This is a genomic window from Nocardia alba NBRC 108234 (assembly GCF_001612665.1).
In the GTDB taxonomy this organism is placed as follows: Bacteria; Actinomycetota; Actinomycetes; order Mycobacteriales; family Mycobacteriaceae; genus Nocardia; species Nocardia alba.
In genome coordinates, this window is sequence record NZ_BDAX01000001.1 from 113,392 (window position 1) to 129,442 (window position 16,051).

Annotated in this window: 14 protein-coding genes; 5 read left to right on the top strand and 9 right to left on the bottom strand. The window is 66.3% G+C overall.

The window, feature by feature from the left end; translation table 11 throughout:
- Window positions 1-41: 41 nt before the first annotated feature.
- The 3 genes from NA12_RS00550 to NA12_RS00560 form a co-directional block, all read right to left on the bottom strand.
- The gene (locus NA12_RS00550; RefSeq protein WP_067444581.1) at window positions 42-1,166 is read right to left on the bottom strand and encodes a saccharopine dehydrogenase NADP-binding domain-containing protein; all 1,125 of its coding nucleotides are present in this window, start codon (window positions 1,164-1,166) and stop codon (window positions 42-44) included.
- A 153-nt stretch (window positions 1,167-1,319) separates the two neighbouring features.
- Window positions 1,320-2,300, bottom strand: a complete 981-nt coding sequence (locus NA12_RS00555; protein ID WP_067444584.1) for an enoyl-CoA hydratase/isomerase family protein — start codon at window positions 2,298-2,300, stop codon at window positions 1,320-1,322.
- Complete coding sequence (locus NA12_RS00560; protein WP_067444587.1) at window positions 2,297-3,634, bottom strand: M28 family metallopeptidase; 1,338 nt, start codon at window positions 3,632-3,634, stop codon at window positions 2,297-2,299. Before NA12_RS00560 ends, NA12_RS00555 begins: the two co-directional genes overlap by 4 nt.
- 53 nt (window positions 3,635-3,687) lie before the next feature.
- Here NA12_RS00560 and NA12_RS00565 point away from each other — a divergent pair, with 53 nt between their 5' ends.
- Window positions 3,688-4,305, top strand: coding sequence for a TetR/AcrR family transcriptional regulator (locus tag NA12_RS00565; RefSeq protein WP_067444591.1), 618 nt, complete (start codon window positions 3,688-3,690; stop codon window positions 4,303-4,305).
- Window positions 4,306-5,505: 1,200 nt separating this feature from the next.
- Here NA12_RS00565 and katG read toward each other — a convergent pair.
- Both katG and NA12_RS00580 read right to left on the bottom strand, forming a co-directional pair.
- Entirely contained in the window at window positions 5,506-7,737 is a 2,232-nt protein-coding gene (gene katG / locus NA12_RS00575; protein WP_067444597.1) for a catalase/peroxidase HPI, read from the bottom strand.
- Between the two features lie 22 nt (window positions 7,738-7,759).
- Window positions 7,760-8,215: a Fur family transcriptional regulator gene (locus NA12_RS00580; RefSeq protein ID WP_067444600.1), complete on the bottom strand. Its 456-nt coding sequence runs from the start codon at window positions 8,213-8,215 to the stop codon at window positions 7,760-7,762.
- Between the two features lie 190 nt (window positions 8,216-8,405).
- On the opposite strand from NA12_RS00580, the gene NA12_RS00585 reads away from it, so the two are divergent.
- On the top strand, window positions 8,406-9,047 hold the full coding sequence (locus NA12_RS00585) for a hypothetical protein (RefSeq protein WP_132369820.1): 642 nt from the start codon (window positions 8,406-8,408) through the stop codon (window positions 9,045-9,047).
- Window positions 9,048-9,200: 153 nt separating this feature from the next.
- Here the strand turns inward: NA12_RS00585 and NA12_RS00590 are convergent, their stop codons facing one another.
- Window positions 9,201-9,551, bottom strand: a complete 351-nt coding sequence (locus NA12_RS00590) for a histone-like nucleoid-structuring protein Lsr2 (protein ID WP_067444608.1) — start codon at window positions 9,549-9,551, stop codon at window positions 9,201-9,203.
- Between the two features lie 271 nt (window positions 9,552-9,822).
- Between NA12_RS00590 and NA12_RS00595 the strand changes: the two genes are divergently transcribed.
- From NA12_RS00595 to NA12_RS00605, 3 genes are all read left to right on the top strand, one after another.
- Complete coding sequence (locus tag NA12_RS00595) at window positions 9,823-10,632, top strand: MmyB family transcriptional regulator (protein ID WP_067444611.1); 810 nt, start codon at window positions 9,823-9,825, stop codon at window positions 10,630-10,632.
- Window positions 10,633-11,064: 432 nt separating this feature from the next.
- Window positions 11,065-12,771, top strand: coding sequence for an alpha/beta hydrolase (locus NA12_RS00600; RefSeq protein WP_165914792.1), 1,707 nt, complete (start codon window positions 11,065-11,067; stop codon window positions 12,769-12,771).
- A 28-nt stretch (window positions 12,772-12,799) separates the two neighbouring features.
- Window positions 12,800-13,030 carry a DUF1049 domain-containing protein gene (locus NA12_RS00605; protein ID WP_067444618.1) on the top strand — a complete coding sequence of 77 codons (231 nt, stop codon included), beginning with the start codon at window positions 12,800-12,802 and terminating at the stop codon, window positions 13,028-13,030.
- Between the two features lie 113 nt (window positions 13,031-13,143).
- Here the strand turns inward: NA12_RS00605 and NA12_RS00610 are convergent, their stop codons facing one another.
- The 3 genes from NA12_RS00610 to NA12_RS00620 all read right to left on the bottom strand — a co-directional run bounded on the left by NA12_RS00610 (window position 13,144) and on the right by NA12_RS00620 (window position 16,008).
- Complete coding sequence (locus NA12_RS00610) at window positions 13,144-13,977, bottom strand: alpha/beta fold hydrolase (protein WP_067444621.1); 834 nt, start codon at window positions 13,975-13,977, stop codon at window positions 13,144-13,146.
- 362 nt (window positions 13,978-14,339) lie between these two features.
- Entirely contained in the window at window positions 14,340-15,158 is an 819-nt protein-coding gene (locus tag NA12_RS00615; RefSeq protein ID WP_067444624.1) for an alpha/beta hydrolase, read from the bottom strand.
- 22 nt (window positions 15,159-15,180) lie between these two features.
- The gene (locus NA12_RS00620) at window positions 15,181-16,008 is read right to left on the bottom strand and encodes an alpha/beta fold hydrolase (protein WP_067445203.1); all 828 of its coding nucleotides are present in this window, start codon (window positions 16,006-16,008) and stop codon (window positions 15,181-15,183) included.
- Window positions 16,009-16,051: the final 43 nt, after the last annotated feature.

The window sequence follows — 16,051 nt, forward strand, 5'->3', positions numbered from 1 at the left end:
CGGACGTCAGGCACGCGAGCCCGGCCGCTGGCCACCACCGGTCACTGCGCGAGATCGCCTGTCGCGGTGCCCAGGTGGTAGGAAAGGCCGTGCTCGGTGAGTCCGGCGAGAAAAGTCTTCGGATCGACAACCTGCGCGGGGGCCAACGCACCGGCTGCCTCGAAGGAGTCGTGAAGGGTGACTTCGGCGATTCTGGCGGCGATCGGCGCGGTGATGTCGAAGATTCCCGCCGCGGCGAGGGTCGCTGTTCGCACGATCGTGTCGGCTCGGAGGGTGACCGCGATTCGGAAACGGGTGGGATCGTTGTCGATCCTGTCGTGTGAGGAACCGGTCGTGGCCTCCAGAACTTTTTTCACCAGGGGTGCGGCGGGTCCCCGCAATCCCTTCCCGATCGCTCTGGTCACTGTTGGCACGAGTCGGTCCGGAACTGGTGTTCTGAAGGTGGATGTCGTCATCGATGTCCGTATGCGGTCGATATTCTGGTGTCGCGGGAGGGTGAGCACTTCGGGTGCGGGATAGGTGAAAACTCGCTGTGCTCCCCGCGTTCGGCCGAAGTCGGCCGTGTAATAGGCGGGCGTGGCGACATCGATGAATCCGTGATCGAACTGGACGACGGGTTGGCCGATGCCGCGCAGGAAATTGTTGTATGCGGCGCCGCTGGGGGTCCAATCGGTGATGTCGTAGGCGATATCGACGGTATCGATGCGGTCGAGGCCGGCAGCGGTGATCGGCACGAGCATATCGGCGAGCGCGGCGTAGAACGCCGCGGAGGGAATGACCGCGATCCCGGCGGACACGGCGAGGTCGTGTAACTCGTCGAACACGAACCGGATCGGGCTTTGCTCGCCGCTGATGTCGAGGTAGTGAGTTCGCGTGGTGATCGCGGCGCGAGCGATCGGTTCGCAGGTCTCGGCGAACGAACCCGCGGCGTTGACGACGGTGGTCACCATGGCGCAGATCGCCTCGAGCCGTGGGCGATCGGTCAAATCCACGATTTCGATCGGAACGGGTTGACCAAAGGTGGCGGTCAGCGCTTCGAGTGTGGCGCGGTCGCGGCCGACGCAGACGACGTCGCGGCCGGCGGCGAGCAACTCACGGACGATCTGTTTTCCGGTGTAGCCGGTCGCTCCGAAAACGGCGACCTCGTGGGCCCGATGGCTTGACATGAATGGCTCCTCGAGACATTGCGTGGTGAAGGGAAGGGATCGACAGCGAGTACGGGATTCGATCGCGGGCGCGAATCTCTCGCTGGGGTGTCGGCACCGAGCACCGGTCGGCTGCGCTGACCGATTCGAGGGATTGCCCCGCGTTTCGCGTGTTCAGATGTGCTGTCCGGTGTCGGCGTTTCCGAGCAACGGTGTCCAGCCCCGCAGGATCACCTCGTCGGTCAAGGGCTCGTGCGTGGCGAGGTAGTCGTCGTAGATAGCCAACGCCCGCGCCGCGTCATCGGTGGTGAGGGTGCGGATCAGGCTCGCCGTCTCCGCGCGGAGGGCAGCCCGTGCCGGTCGCGTGGCGGAATCGTAGACCGACCGTTTGATTTCGCGAGTGACAGCCGGAGATCGGCCGGCCAGACGCTCCGCGATCGCACGCGTTCGCGCGGGCAACTCGGCACGCGGGTAGACGTGGTGGACCAGACGCGACCGCGCGGCTTCCTCAGCGGTCAGCACGCGACCCTCCAGGAGCAGCTCGACCGCGGTCGCGGCGCCGACGGCGTGGGTCAGCCGTTGCGTGCCGGTCGCGCCCGCGAGAACCGCCAGGCCCGATTCGACCAACCCGATCTCGGTGTCGTCGGCCATGATCCGGATATCGCAGGCCAGCGCGAAGATGAACCCCATGCCCAGGGCCAACCCGTTGATCTCGGTGATCACCACTTGGTCGAGACGTGACAGCCGGTCCAATGCGGCGTAGGTGCGGGCCACGAACAACGCGTCGCGGGCGACGGTATGTCGCAGCGCCGCGTCGGCTTGTCGGCAGGCGACGGTGAGCCGCGCGGCGGCGGCGATCAGTCGGGCGGGGCGGTAGCCGATCGAGACCGGCGCCGCCTCGGCACCTCGGCGGAGGGCGGGGACGTGGAAGTGGGTGAGGTAGGTGTCGGCCGAGCCGGTGAATATCACCGCTCGCACCGTGGAATCCCGGCGCAGAGCTTTGGTCAGCGCGTCGAGCTCGATGCTCATCTGTTCGTCGAAGAAGTGGCGTGGCGGGTTGTCGAACCTGACGGTCAGTACGCGACCTGACCGGTGCGCGATCAATCGGCGGCCGGTGGTGGGAACTCCCGGATCGTCGGTGCGGACGGCGTTCATGGTCGGTCGACCTCGACCTCGGTGTGGGCGGACTCTGTCGCCCACGTCCGCGCGATGTGTCCGGTCAGGCGCACCGCATTGTGCACGGTGTTCCAGTCGACGTTGTCGACGGTATCCGAGGGTTGGTGCAGGTTGCTGATCCATCCGTCCTCGACTGACAGCAGCGACACCGTGGGCAGGCCCGCGACGGTCATCACGGCGGCGTCGGTCGCGTTGGGGATGGCGATCTCGTCGACCGAAAGGTCCAACTCGGCCGCGGCCCGCAGCGCCCGGTCGACGGCACCGGCGTCGGAGCGGTTCGTCAGCCCTTCACGGCGGGCGACACCGAGTGGTCCGTGACTGCCGACCGCGTCGAGATTGACAACCAGTGTCGTGGCGGGGTCGAGGTGGCGTCCGGTCGTGTGCAGCCAGTCCCGGATGCCGCCGTTGGCGGCTTCCTCGCCGCCTGGGAACACGATCACGACCGTGGTGTCGGGCAGCGGGTCGAGCGCCAACTGACGCGCCACTTCGAGGACTCCCGCGACACCGGACGCGTTGTCATTGGCGCCCGGCGCCGTCGGGCTGCGCATCGACTGAACCATCAGGGCGGCGCTGATGGCCATGATCGCCCCGGCGGCGGCGCGAGCCTTTCGGGAAGGGATCGCTGCCGCAGTCAACGCCGCCAGTGGCATCGCGTGGCTCGGGAGCGCGCGGCCGGTCGACTTCGCCAACGAGCGGCTGCCGGCCACCGCGTGCGGATGCCAGACCATGCCCATGTGCGCGGCGTCGTGATGGGCCACCAGCACCAAGGTTCGCCGGGTCGTTCCCTCGACGGGGATCCGGGCGGACACGGAAGTTCCGCGGCGGGCAGGCAACAATCGCTTCGCCACATTCAGGCGCCCGGAAACCTCCAGCTCGTAGGCCGCCGCCACGGCGGCTCCCGCGATCCGCGCGGCGGGATTCGACAGCAGCGCGAGGTCGGCCCCGATCGCGAGGTAGGCCAAATGTGCTGGTGCCCAGGATGATTGAGTTCGGAATGTGGTTGTAGCGATATCCTTCGCGCCGATCTCGGCGAGCCGGGTGGCGAGGTAGCGCGCGGATTCGCGTTCGCCCCGGCCCACCGTGCGACGGTCCAGACCGACGAGCTGTTCGACGTCGCGCCGCAGCCGGGCAGCGGCTTCGGCGGGCACGGTGTGGTCGGTGACATCGGGTGACGCGCTGGTTGTTCGCGTGATGGAGGTCATCGTGGGGTTCCTTCCTTCGGGCTTCTCGTCCCGGACCGGGTCAGCGGTGGAGACGAACGACAGGGGTTCGCGGGCGAGGATGGCGGGCTGGTCTCGCGGACGAACGTACATTCACAGAGTGTGACTCTGTAACCGAGTTACAGTCTGCGAGTATGGTCGGCTCTATGAGTGACGTCAAGCCCCGTCGCCGCGATATCAGTGCGGCCCTCACCAGAACGGCAGTGCTGGACGCGGCACGCGCACTGTTCACCAGCAAAGGCTTCGAAACGACCTCGATCGACGAGATCGCCCGCGCCTCGCAATCGAGCAACGGCGCCGTGTATCACCACTTTCGGGACAAGCAGGAGATCTTCGCCGAGGTCTTCCGCGCCAGCCAGGCCGCGGTCATGCACGCCGCCGTCGCCGCCATGCCGTCCGAGGCCACCGCCTGGCAACGCGTCGAACAGGCCACCCGCGCGTTTCTGCGCAGCTATGTCGTCGACGACGACGCCAGGGCGCTGCTGCGGCAGGCGATCAGCGTGCTCGGGTGGGACCGCGTGCGCGAACTCGATGAAGAGCAGTCGCTTCCGTTGATCCGGGCGACCCTGGCCGAGGCCATGCGAACCGGTGAAGCCAAACCCGTTCCCGTCTCCGCCGCCGCCGACATCCTTTTCAGCGTCTACTGCAACGCTGTTCTGGTCATCGCCGCCGGACCCGACCCCGGCCGAGCCGCCGACGATGTCGAAACCGTCATCGTCACCCTGCTCGGCGGATTACGCGCCGATCCGGAACGCGCGGAATAGATATCCGCTCCGTGAATAACGCCGTCGACGCGGGAAGGTGGGGCGTTCGGCCGGTTCGGTTTCGATGATGCGCGCTTCTTCGACGACACGGGTTGTTCCGTGCTGTTCTCGCGGGGGCGGTGTGGATATCCGTGCCCGGCCGCTACCGTCGAGGGACGGCGGTCGGGGTGTCCTGACGTGCGAATCGGCGGGCGAACGGCCGTGAGCGAGTCCGGTTGGGAGGGTGACCTGTCGGAACGATAATTCACTGTTAGTGAATGAAAATTCGTGCTGTATGTGCCGAATTGTTCGTGCATTCGCCTCCGGTGCGAAACTGATCGCGGTCGACCGTTGCCGTGGAGCCGTCACCGCGCCCGCGATTGTCACGATTTCATAAACTATTTCGATGGATTCGCTGTCCATTCGACGTGTTATGTAGCTGCGCGCCCAGCGTGGAGCCACATTGTTGCCGCAAGAAATCTTTCACCGATAAATGACGACCCCGGAAATCGGTGAACGAGTTCGCGTTTTCGGCTTCCATCGACTTCGGTGATCTGGCACGCTATGGGTCACCGACGGAGCGGCGTCGACTTCAACGACCGCAATTCTCGGCTGAGCCGATCGTCGCTATCAGGGGAATATTCGGGCGTGGGTGAAATTGTCCGGCTGGGGTGGCCGGGTGGAGGATGGCATGGTCTACATCAGAACTCGCATCGATAATCGGTTCGCGGTGCCGGAGTACGGCGATGATTCGCACCGTGGGATATCAGACGAACGCGGTGACGAGTTGGCGCCGTTGGCGCCGCTTGCCGTCATTGTGTCGTTCGCGCTGGTGGCAACAGGATGCATCGCCTCCCCGTCGATGGGGACGTGGATCCGAGACTATGGGGCAGAGCTTGTCGTCTTCGCCTTTTGTCTGCACATGTCTCTTTCCGTTTTGCTGGGTTCATGGGGACTTCGCGTGTGGCGGCATTCGCGATAGCTCGCTCGGGCACCGCGATCGTGGTTGGCGGTTGCCGGGGCCGTCGTCTGGGACAGCGTCCGCACGGGGCGCACTGGTCCCGGCAACCGCCCGCCTACCGGTCGAGAGTTCGGCCATCCCGTCCCCGGTGGCGGTCCTGGGTGTACAAGTCGGCGATACCCGGACGCGCCGCGTCCAAACCGGAGGCTGACGCGACAAACCCCGGCCGACTTCGGGTCGACCGGGGTTCGCCGGACAGATCAGCGCAGGTCGAACCGATCGTTGTCGACCACCTTGACCCAGGCATCGACGAAATCGTTCACGAACTTCGCGCCCGCTGTGTTCTGCGCGTACACCTCGGCCACCGCGCGCAGCACCGAGTGTGAGCCGAAGAGCAGATCGTTGGCGGTGGCTGTCCATCGCTTCTCGCCGGTTCGCCGGTCGACACCGTCGTAGACGTTCTCCGCCGACTCCGAGGCCTTCCACTCCGTGCTCTGATCGAGCAGATTCACGAAGAAGTCGGTCGACAGCACGCCCGGCCGGTCGGTGAAGACACCGTGTGCGGTGCCACCGTAGTTGGCGCCGAGCGCACGCAAGCCGCCGATCAGCACCGTCAACTGCGGCGCGGTCACGTCGAGCATGTACGCGCGGTCGAGGAGCAGACGCTCGAGCGGAGCCTTCTCGCCTGCCCGCACGTAGTTGCGGAACCCGTCGGCGCGCGGCTCGAGCACATCGAAGGTGTCGACATCGGTGTCCTCCTGCGAGGCATCGGTGCGCCCCGGTGAGAACGGCACGGCGACCTGATGACCGGCGTCGCCGGCGGCCTTCTCGATCGCCGCCGAACCGGCCAAGATGATCAGGTCGGCCAACGAGACTGCCTTGCCACCGGTGGCCGAGGCGTTGAAATCACTTTGGATCTGCTCGAGGACCGGCAATACCTTCGCCAGCTCGGCGGCCTCGTTGACCTCCCAGTCGCGCTGGGGTTCGAGCCGGATCCGGGCGCCGTTCGCGCCGCCGCGCTTATCGGTGCTGCGGAAGCTCGCGGCCGATGCCCACGCCGTCTTGACCAGTTGCGCGACCGACAGGCCGGACGCGAGCACGGTGTCCTTCAGCGCGGCGATGTCTTGCTCGTCGATCAGTGCGTGGTCGACGGCGGGAACGGGGTCCTGCCACAGCTGCGGCTCGGGTACCCACGGGCCGAGGTAACGGCTGAGCGGGCCCATGTCGCGGTGCAAGAGCTTGTACCAGGCCTTCGCGAATGCCTCGGCCAACTGCTCGGGGTGGTCGAGCCAGCGTCGAGTGATCTCCGCGTAGATCGGGTCCTCGCGCAGGGACAGGTCGGTGGTGAGCATCGTCGGGGTGCGCGCGGGGCCATCGAACGGATCGGGGATAAGGCCTTCGCCCGCACCGTCTTTCGGCTTCCACTGCCACGCGCCGGCGGGGCTCTTGGTGAGTTCCCATTCGAAGCCGTAGAGGTTCTGCAGGAAGCCGTTGCTCCACTGGGTCGGGGTGGCCGTCCACACGACCTCCAGCCCGCTGGTGATCGCGTCCTTGCCCTTGCCCGTGCCGTAGGTGCTCTTCCAGCCCAGGCCCTGCTGCTCGAGCGGCGCGGCCTCGGGTTCGGGGCCGACCAGATTCGCATCGCCGGCACCGTGGGTCTTGCCGAAGCTGTGACCGCCGACGATCAGGGCGGCGGTCTCCTCGTCGTTCATCGCCATGCGCGCGAAGGTCTCGCGGATGTCGCGTGCCGCGGCCACCGGATCCGGCCTGCCGTTGGGCCCTTCCGGGTTCACGTAGATCAGACCCATCTGGACCGCGCCGAGCGGGCCCGACAGCTCACGGTCGCCGCTGTAGCGTTCGTCGCCGAGCCAGGTGTCCTCCGGGCCCCAGAACACTTCCTCGGGCTCCCAGACATCGGGTCGGCCGAAGCCGAAGCCGAACGTCTGGAAACCCATGGACTCGAGGGCGACGTTGCCGGTGAACACGAGCAGGTCGGCCCAGGAGATGCTGTCGCCGTACTTCTGCTTGACCGGCCACAGCAGCCTGCGAGCCTTGTCGAGGTTGGCGTTGTCGGGCCAGCTGTTGAGCGGCGCGAAACGTTGCGCGCCCTGACCGCCGCCGCCACGTCCGTCGGCGATGCGGTAGGTGCCTGCCGCGTGCCAGCTCATCCTGATGAACAGGCCACCGTAATTGCCGTAGTCGGCGGGCCACCAGTCTTGCGAGTCGGTCAGCACCGCGGCGATATCGGCTTTGAGCGCCTCGACGTCGAGCTCGGCGAAGGCCGCCGCGTAGTCGAAGTTCTCGCCCAGCGGGTTGGACTTGGACGAGTGCGCGTGCAGGACCGATACGTCGATCTGTTCCGGCCACCAGTCCTTGTTGGAGTGGGGGCGGCGATCGGTCTGCGCGGTGGGCGAGGGGATCGCCGGATTCTCGCTCTCGCTGTTGCTGAGCGTATCGGCGTCAGGTGCAGGTGGGCGGCTATCGGAGGTCACGATATTCCTTCCTGGACGGGTCTTACAGGCTGCGAGCGGAGTTGGCTTCGCTGTGCGCGGAGTTCGCGCACTCGGGGCACAGGCCCCAGTAGATGACCTCGGCCTCATCGATCGCGAAGCCGAGGTCGTCGGAGGCGGTCAGGCAGGGCGCGTCGCCGATCGCGCAGTCGACATCGGCGATGGCGCCACACGTTCGGCAGATCACGTGATGGTGGTTGTCACCGACCCGGGCCTCGTACCGAGCCAGCAGACCGCGGGGTTGGATGCATCGGAGCAATCCGGCTGTGGTGAGCGTGCGCAAAGAGTCGTAGACGGCCTGATGCGAGACCGCCGACAGGCGAGATCGAACGGCACGGATGATCGAATCCGTGTCGGAGTGTGGGCTGGCGTGCACGGCGCTCAGTACCGCCACCCGGGGTGCCGTCACCCGCACGGATACTCCCCGCAGCATCTGCTGGAACTCCGCGTCGGTGGGCATGTTCGCAGTGTTCCCCGTTTTCTGGAATCAGTCAAGTATTTGCTGGGCCGCTGTGTCGATGTATTGCCTGATGGCGAACCGCCCGGTGCGCGGCGGGCAGTCGGGCGATGGGCGACGAGCGAACCGGGATCCTAGGATGGCGCGTGGGCCCGGGACAGTGGGCGCGGACGAGATCGATGAGGAGCAGGTTGTGTCGGACACGTTTGTTGTCGCTGCGCGAATTCCCATGGATCGGGCGGCATTCGAACAGTGGTTGCGGACACCGGCGCTGGGGCCGGGCAGCATCGACAATCACGACTCGATGTACGACGGGTGGTTCTGGGACGGGAAAGCGCCGGACTGGCGCCAGGCCGAGCAGGGGACAACGCCACGGGAGTATTTCGCCGACTGTTTCGGGGAGGACACCGGCGGGCTGACCTATGTGCTGCGGTATCGCGAAGGAGCGCTCGAGGCGTATCTGATGCACTTCGGGTTCTGTGAGTCGAACATCTATACCGCGCTGGTGATGCTCGCCGCGGCGGGGCGGTCGAGTTCCGCGGCGGCGCCGAGTGTGGTGCTGTTCTGGGCCGAGACCAGCGGGTCGCTGTTCGAGGCCGATTCGCGGGGGTGGCTGGCGACCTTGTCGGTGGGTGTTGACGGGGCGAGGTTCGCCACCGATATCGACCTCACACCCACGATCGCGCAATTGCGGACGGCCGAGGCGAGCTACTTCGACTTGCTCGTTCGACTTGCCGAGAAACAGGAAGCGGTCGGCGCCGACGGCGGGTCCGGGTTCGCCGCGATCGCCCGTGATCCGCGATATGTGGATGCCGCAGTCCTCGCCGAGGTCTGAGCGGGGTCGGTGCTGGACCCGGACGTTGTGCGCCCGGACGCCTGGGCACCGGCCACACATCTACGCCGGGATCCGACGCGCGACCCGTTGTCGGTCATACGCGGCCGGCCATCCGCCGAAATCCACTACGTCATTCGGGGTCATCGGTGTATCTCAGGCGGAGGCTGCGTCATAGGCGGCGATGATGTCCGCGGAGATGCGTCCGCGCGTCGATACCGTGTGGCCGTTGTCGGCGGCCCAAGCGCGAATGGCCGCGAGGTCGTTGCGACGGATCGGTGTGCTCGCAGGAGTTTTCGCGGCGGGTCGACCGGCGGACGACTTGGTGCGGCCGATGCGGCGGGCGTAGGGGAGCCACTGGTCGAAGGTTTCGCGCAGTTTGGTGGCATTGGTATCGGACAGATCGATTTCGTAGGCGACTCCGTCGATTGCGAAGGTGACCGTCTCGTCGGCTTCGGAAGTGCCGTCGAAGTCGTCGATAAGGCTGACAATGACTTTGCGCGCCATGGGATTCCTTTTCATTCGGGTACAGACGGTGTCCACGGATCGTAGTGGCCCAAGCCGTATCGAGCGCGTCCAGTGCCAGCGCACAGGCAGCAAAAGGGCGCGAAGCCCGAACCGCGGTCGTCGGTGCTCCGGGACCGGCGCCGCGCGTGGGCTGTGCCGAACCTCGGGGAAGGCCTTTATCGTCGACCCGAACCTGCGTGTTCCTGGCCGGTAGCGGGCAGTAGTGGCTATCGTGCAGGGCGTAGGCAAGGCTCGAACGGGAGTGAAAGCCGTGAACCAACTGACCAGGTCGCGCGATTCGGAACTGTTGACGTTGCCGACATTCGGCAACTTCTTACGGTGGTTGCGCGACGAACGCCGAATGTCGCGTGAACGACTCGCCATGTCGGCGGGAGTCAGCGCCAGCTACATCACCCACCTGGAGTGGGGCGACCGGGATCATCCAGCGCGTGCGGTCGTCGAATCCTTGGTCGATTGTCTGGGTCGGGCCCGTGCGCTGACGATGACCGAGCGACGGCACCTGTTCGATCTGGCCGGACTACCGATTACCGCGACGCCCACGGTGGACCAATTGCGCGCCCGGATCAGCGACGACGCGCTGCGCATACTCGACGCGCATCGCGGTGGTGTGGCGGGATACTTCGACGCCCGCGGCAATATCCTGGCACTCAGCACCGCAGCGCGGTCGATGCTGCCGGGGCTGGGGGTGGGGGACAATGGGCTGCATTGGCTGTTCGGGAACGAGATCGCCCGGCAGGTCCTCCTGGATTGGGACTGCGTCGCTGCGGCGACGGTGAGCGGATTGCGTGGCCGAATCGGCACTTTCGGTCATGCGGACTGGCCGGAGCAGCTACTCGACGAGCTCGCTGTCTACCCGGAGTTCTGCTCGATATGGAACGCCTGCGAGGTGACGTTCACCTCGGAATTGCCGCCGATCCGACTCCGTGAATCCACGACGGCACTGCCGGTCGGCCTCAGTGTGCAGGTATTCGACGTCGATGTCGTGGATTATCCGGGCTGGTTACGCGCCTTCGTGGGGACACGGCGAGATTTTCCAGCGGCAGGGGTGTCGGTCAGGTAGCCCTGGCGAAGATTCAACCCTGTCCAGTGGTTGTACCGAACAGGGTCGACCTGTATTCAGCTCACCTTGCCGGATTCCGGGTAGAACGGTCACCTGGTCGTATAATCCACTCCACTGAAACTAATTGTGGATATGGCCTCGTTGTCGGCCTGACAGCACGAATTTTCTTGGTGAAACGCAGATTCTGGCCGATGCGCGGAGCTGCGTCGGGTTCGGTAGTGGCATCTGTGCGCCGGTGGATTTCGGTCGAGTCGCAGGGGAACGAATGCATTCCACGCGTAGACGTTTCCGACGTCGGGTCGGTCGAGCGAGACATGTCGACAACATCACCCGGCGAGCTGGGGGGTGGGGCGGGCTCGGCCCGGTAGCCGAGGGTTCGGCGGCCTCGGTACCCGTGGCATTCGGGGCAGTTACATGGAGCGGGGCGAGCGGATGAGTTCCCAGGATCCCGACGCCCCCACCGGCTCACGCCAGCAAGACTCGTCCGCACGAGCCGAGGAGTTCGCGCCACCGGCTTCCCGAGGTCGGGGATTGTCTTTCAGCGGGGCAGTGGGGGCCTCGGTGTTGGTGTGGTTGTCGCTGACGCCGTCGCTGCTGCCGAGAGGACCGCTGTTCCAAGGCATCGTCACCGGCGCCGCGGCCGCCTTCGGATATGCCCTCGGCCTCGCGGTCGCCGCCCTGATGCGGTGGATGCTGCAGCGACCGCGTCGGCCGACGCCGTCGGTGGCGTGGTGGGCGTTGGCCGTCGTGGTCTGCCTCGGATCGGTCGCGGTGCTGGCCTGGTACGGCGATTGGCAGAGTGATCTGCGTTCGCTGATGGGGGTGAACGGACTTGCCTGGCACGCCTATCCGATCATCGTGGCGATCGCCGTTGTCGTGTTCGCGGTGTTGATCGCGGTAGCGCGGCTGTGCTCGGCGATGTCGAGAGGAGTCGGTGGACTGTTGGCCCGGGTGATGCCGACGCGCGTCGCGGCGGTGCTCGGCGGTGTGCTGGTGGCCGCCGTCGCTGTCGCCGCGGTGAACGGGTTGGTCGCGGACGTGGCGATGTCGATGCTCAACGAGACCTTCAAGGCCGTGAACCAGGAGAGCTCGCCCGATACCGAGGAGCCCGTTGTCGCGGAGCGTTCCGGTGGTCCCGGCTCACTGGTGACGTGGGAATCGCTGGGCAGACAGGGCCGAATCTTCGTGTCGAGTGGTCCCACCGCGAACGAACTCGCCGCATTCAGCGCACAGCCCGCGCGCGAGCCGATTCGTGTCTACACCGGCCTCGAATCCGCGGAGACCATCCGAGCCGAAGCGGATCTGGCCGTTGCCGAATTGCGTCGGGCCGGTGGATTCGAACGAGCGGTCCTCGGGATCGCGACCACCACCGGTACCGGGTGGATCAATGAGTCGACCGCCTCGGCGTTGGAGTATCTGGCCAACGGTGACAGCGCGTTGGTGAGTATGCAGTACTCCTACCTGCCCAGTTGGTTGTCGTTCCTCGTCGATCAGGAGCGCGCTCGACAGGCCGGGCAGGCATTGTTCGAGGCGGTGCACGCCGAGTGGGACCTCATGCCGGTCGATCGTCGGCCGAAACTGGTGGTTTTCGGGGAGAGCCTCGGCTCTTTCGGCGGTGAGGCGGCGTTCTCCGGCATTCAGGACATGGCGGCCCGTACCGACGGCGTCCTGTTCGTCGGTCCCACCGCCACCAATCCGGTGTGGCGCGACGCCACCGCACGACGCGACCCCGGCTCCCCGCAGTGGCTGCCGATCTACCGTGACGGGCACACCGTTCGATTCGTCGCCGACACACCGGATCTCGCCCGCCCCGGCACCGAGTGGCCCGCACCCCGAGTGGTCTATCTCCAGCATGCCTCCGACCCGATCACCTGGTGGACGCCGGGACTGCTCTTCCAGAAACCTGACTGGCTGCGCGAGGAACGCGGACGCGATGTCTTGCCGAGTACCCGCTGGATCCCGGTGGTGACGTTTCTGCAGGTGTCGGCGGACATGGCGGTGGCGGTCGATGTGCCGGACGGGCACGGCCACACTTTCCAGGCCGATATCGCCGATGCCTGGGCCGCGATCCTGTCGCCGGCCGGCTGGACCGTCGCCGACACCGAGCGGTTACGACAGATCCTGCGTGGTGACGAGTGAACGCCACCCCATCGAAAGGAGGACTCTGATGAACGATTCCGCCGGTAAGCGGTCGGTACTGCGACGCATCTCGCCAACCCAATGGGTCGCCATCGGGTTGAGCATCCTGGCTGTCGTGTTCGTGGTGGAGAACAGAGGAAAGGTCTCCGTCGAGATCCTGTTGATCACGGTCACCTCTCCGATGTGGTTGATCCTGCTGGCGATGTTCATCGTCGGTTGGATCGCCGGAGTGCTGACCACCCGTCGCGCCCGCAAATAGCGGTGTGCGCTCGATGGTGGTGATCATCGGGGCGGAACCGATATCCACCTCGGTTCCGCCCCGACATCGCCGCCTACCGATCGCCCTCCGTCAACCGAGTCGGCGCCTGGTCGCTATCGGACCGAGTTCGCGGCCTCGGTGATGGTTTCGGCGACGATGACCGGCTGGGAGACCAGAGAGGCATGCGAGGAGCTGATCTCGCGAGTGGTCGCCGCGGCACGTCCGGCCATGAATCGTTGCGCGGTCGCGGGAATCACGCGGTCGTCGCTCGAGATCAGGTACCAGTTGGGTGTGCCCGCCCACGAGGGTGCGCCGGAGGGTTCCAGATTGGCGGTCATCGCCGCCGAGTGCTGGTGGGCGTACATGTTCGCGGCGGTGTCGTCGCTGACGTCCTGGGCGAAGATGCCGTGGAAGTACGGTTCGGCGATGTAGCCGTCGATATTCTTGCCCGCCACACCGGTGGCGTCGTCCACCACCCGTACCTGCAACGCGGGCGGGAGCAGTTGGCTGCCGGGGAACCGGATCGGGTCGAGCAGACCCAGGACGAACTCGCCCTGCGCCGGTGCGAATGCCGCGATGTAGACGTTGGCTTTGACCTTGGGGTCGTGGGTGTTGGTGATGACCGCCCCACCGTAGGAGTGCCCGACGAGCACAACCGGGCCGTCGATGGTGTCGAGTACGCCCTGCAGCGCCTGCGCGTCGTTGCTGGGTCCGCGTAGCGGGTTATCCACTACGACAACGCGATAGCCGCGTCCACGCAGCTCGGCGGCGACGCCGTCCCAGCTGGTGGCGTCGGCGAAGGCGCCGTGCACCAGAACCAGGGTGGGTTCGCCCGGATCGGCGGTCGCGAGCGCGGGGACGAACGGGCCGAGCGCGACAACCGTCGCTGCCACGACGCTCAGTATCCGGCGTCGGCGCGGACTCGCGGCGTTGGTCGACGAAGACATGATCAGGTCACCCTTTCGGTGGCGCTCACGGGGTGAGCGGTGGTGTGGAGGAGGCAATTCGATGGGGAGTCCGAGATAACCACCGCACCCGGTGGTGAACGCCCTCGGACTCCGACAGCAGACGGACGCGAGCGCGGTCGTGACTCGAGCGGCGATCAGAACCGCACCCGGATCCAGCGGTGCGAGTCGGCGGGCGACGTGCTCGAGTCCCCGAAATTACACGGAGTCGCCCGTTGTCCAGCCCGCGACATGCGGTCGGATCGGCGCGGATGTTCCCCCGTCCAGCACGTTGAGAGCGGGCGGCTCGCCGCTGTCGGCGAGCCGCACACCCGGGCCGGTGACCGCTCCTGCGCCTGCGGAAATCAGGTCGCCGAGTGGCGCAGCGACCAATCGAGTGCGTAGTCGGCGATCTCCTCCCACCCGTCCTGGCTCACCAGCCGGTGCGTGCGGTCGGGGAACTCCACCTGCTCGACCAGCGCGGTGCCCTGCGCGTACTTGCGCAGCGTGGCCTTCTGGATGGCGGGTGGCGCGACGTGGTCGATGCCACCGGAGATGAGCAGCAGCGGCGCCCGGTCCGCTTTGCGGAAGTCGACGGCGGTGATGCCCGACTTCTGCTTCGGCAGCGACAGCACGCCTTCGAAGAAGACCCGATTGGACGAATTGACCGCGCTGGCCTCCCATTCCCGGTCGGAATCGGCGCGGCTGAGATCGTTGCCGAACGTGTAGTGGAAATGCCCGGCCGAGATCGGGCTGGCTTTGCCGGACCCGAACGGATTCGACAAAATCGGCAGACCCGTGCGCAATGTCGAAAACGGCAGTGTCAGAACGCCTGCCGGTTGACCCGGCGCCACGCCGACACCGGCGATTCCGAGGCCACGATCGAGCAGCAGCTGGGTGAAGATCCCGCCGAACGAATGGCCCATGATGATGGGCCGCTCGGGTAGCGCGGTGATGAGATCGGCGTAGAAGTCGACGATCTCGACGATGCCGACGCCTTCGAGCGGGCCCGGATCCGCGCGAACCTCGGCGGGGGTGCGGTCACCGATGCCGGGCCACCCCTCGGCGATGACCTGGTGGCCGAGGTCGCGGTAGCGGTTCGCCCAGGTGTCCCAGCTCCGGGGTGTCATCCAGAGTCCGTGGATCAAGACGATCGGTGGTTTGCCGGTCTTCGGCTGGTTCATGTCGGTGTTCTCCGTTCGGTGATCAGGACTGGATGAAGTCGAGAAGGTCCTGGGACAGTCGCTGTTTCTCGGTGTCGGGCAGTGCGTGCCCGGCGCCTTCGTACACGGTCAGTTCCGCACCGTCGAGGAGCTTCGCCGAGCGCAGGCCACCGACTTCGATGGGCACGATCTGGTCGTCGTCGCCGTGGATGACCAGGGCAGGCACGGTGATCTCGGCGAGGTCGCCCCGGAAGTCGGTGGCCGAGAACGCGGCGATGCATTCGTAGGCGCCGCGATGGCCCGACGCGAGTCCCTGCGACCAGAATGCGTCACGCATGCCCTGCGGGATGTCGCCACGCCGGTTGTGCCCGAAGAACGGGCCGTCGGCGAGGTCGCGGTACAGCTGTGCGCGGCAGGCACGTTCGCCCGCGCGGATCGCGTCGAACACCTCGATCGGCAAACCCTCGGGGTTGTCGTCGGTACGCGTCATGAACGGCGGCACTGCCGAGACAAGGACGAGTTTCGCGACTCGCGACGACCCGTGGCGAGCGATATAGCGCACCACTTCGCCACCGCCGGTCGAATGCCCGACCAGCGTGACACCGGTCAGGTCGAGGGTGTCGAGCAGGGTCGCGAGATCATCGGCGTAGGTGTCCATGTCGTTGCCGTTCCAGGACTGGCTGGAGCGGCCGTGGCCACGGCGGTCATGCGCGATGACCCGACACCCGTGCTCGGCGAGGAAGAGCGCTTGGCTTTCCCAGGCATCGGAATTCAGCGGCCAACCGTGGCTCAGCAGAACGGCGCGACCCTCGACCGGGCCCCAGTCCTTGTAGAAGATCTGTATTCCGTCATCGGTGGTGATCGTGGGCATTTCGGCCTCCTGACGAACGCGCGTGTGGTGCACTGTGCTCAGC